Source organism: Amaricoccus sp., from assembly GCF_036846665.1.
GTDB lineage: Bacteria > Pseudomonadota > Alphaproteobacteria > Rhodobacterales > Rhodobacteraceae > Amaricoccus.
Genome location: NZ_DAIUBO010000400.1, coordinates 1 through 1,873, shown reverse-complemented (window position 1 = coordinate 1,873; position 1,873 = coordinate 1). Strand labels below are relative to the sequence as shown.

Below are 1,873 nucleotides of genomic sequence, written 5' to 3'. Positions count from 1 at the left end.
GGTTGGGTCGTAGCCGTTCCGGGCCAGCACGGCCTCGGTTTCGGGGCGGCGGGCGGGGGAGATGGTGGGGGTGCGGGCGAGGATCCAGCCGGCGCGGCCGGAGGGCACGGCGACGACCGCCGTGCGGTAGTCCGCGTCGACCCAGAGCACCCAGTAGTCGGCGGCGACGAAGGGCACGCCGGAGAAGCGCACCTTCAGCTCGCCCGGGGCGACGACGGTCGCGGTGCCGGATATCTGTTCCTCCGGACCGTCGGGGGCGCCCTGGCGGCAGGTGTTGCGCAGGCTGATGGTCCCGGCGTCGATGCGGCCGTAGTCGGCGGTGGTGGCGGTGCAGCCCTGCTCGAAGGACACCGGGTAGCGGGCGATCTCGTACCAGCGGCCGAGATAGCGCTCGGGCTCAAAATCGCGCTGCGCGGCGATGCCGACGCCGGGGTCGCGGTAGCTCGGGCCGACGCAGGCGGCGAGGGCGACGCTGGCGGCGAGGGGGGCGAGGCGGCGCATGGGGTTCCCGGTCGAAGGCTGCCCAGCCGCTTTAGCCGAGCCCGGCGGGCGGCGCCATGCCCCTGCGCCGGTCCGCCACGTCACCGGCGCAGGGCGCGTTCGGTCGTCTCGCAGATTAGGGGCAGGTCAGGGGATGCCGCGCTCGGCATCGCGGGCCTTGACGGCACAGGTCAGCGGCTGCGGGGTGCCGTGTTGACGCGCGCGGTCTTGGACTCCGCTGGAGTAAGCTGAATATCTTCGGGCGGCGCGGCACTCTAGGCGTTTGATGAGGTCCAGTTCGGCCTTCGAGTTGGGCCGGAAGGGCGGCTCGGTCAGGAGGCTTCGGCCCCCAGGTGGCGCCTGCTGTGCGCGCTTTCGGATGCGCGTTTGAAAACCGTTGCCTCGTCAGCGGAGCGCGTTCTCACGCAAATCGAACTGCTTGTATGAGATCGGCACAGCGAACCTCTCCTGCAGGATGCGCAAGTACCGACCTGCGACCTCCGTCAGCGGAAGGTGAGACACGATGATGAGCTCGTCCGCCCGCTCCTCCGAAGGCCAGAAAGCGTACTCAAGGAGCTGTGGGAGTGCCTGACGGATGTTCGTCCTGACCGCGGCGTTTGTCTTGATTTCATAAAAGATGGTCTTGCCACTGTCCCGCGTGACCAAATCAATAAGTGTCCCGCTACCCGTGGACTGTTCTGTCCCAACGCTCTTCGCGCCAAGTTTGGCCTTGAGGTATTTGTAGAGCTTGTTCTGAATCTCGTTGTGTAGGCGGTCCGCAATGGATTCAGGCGATGCGGACCTCTCGATCGGATCCACGGCGCGCTCTGTATGCCCCGGCTTGAATTGGAACTTGCTGGTGGCGGCACCTTCAGCGCAATCGTGGAAGAACTGCAGATCCTTCGTGTATGGTGCGTCCAATGCTTTCAGAATGGAGATTAACTGCTTCGGCTCAGTAATTTGCCATGCCTGACCGTGCTTGTTGCGTATCGTTGAAGGGCCTGCCAAACGCTCTAGCGACGGTACAAGCGACTTCGGCGGCCCTAGTTGGAATCGGTCCAGATGCGGCGCGAGCCAAATCATTCCATTAGAAACTCCTTCCTTGATGATGCTATACTCTTTGCGTACGTAATCTTTTGGGCTCTTGTGTAATCTCAAAGTCGAAAAACGCTTAAGAACTTCTTCAAGTTCCGTCTCTAGCCACGCGCTGTAATCCATAACTACCTCGCGAACTTCTTGTACTTGATCCGCTTCGGCTCCACCGCATCGGGGCCGAGGCGGCGGATCTTGTCGGCCTCGTAGTCCTCGAAGTTGCCTTCGAACCACTCGACGTGGCCCTCGCCCTCGAAGGCGAGCATGTGGGTGCAGATGCGGTCGAGGAAGAAGCGGTCGT

At 63.4% G+C, this 1,873-nt stretch carries 2 protein-coding genes and 1 pseudogene; all 3 read right to left on the bottom strand.

Annotated elements, in window-relative coordinates:
* On the bottom strand, window positions 1-501 hold a 501-nt coding region (locus V7050_RS20805), incomplete at its 3' end, for a lipocalin family protein (protein WP_324411255.1).
* A gap of 384 nt (window positions 502-885) precedes the next feature.
* On the bottom strand, window positions 886-1,698 hold the full coding sequence (locus V7050_RS20800; protein ID WP_324365368.1) for a hypothetical protein: 813 nt from the start codon (window positions 1,696-1,698) through the stop codon (window positions 886-888).
* Window positions 1,699-1,700: 2 nt separating this feature from the next.
* Window positions 1,701-1,873: pseudogene (locus V7050_RS20795) on the bottom strand (energy-dependent translational throttle protein EttA); the annotation flags it as partial.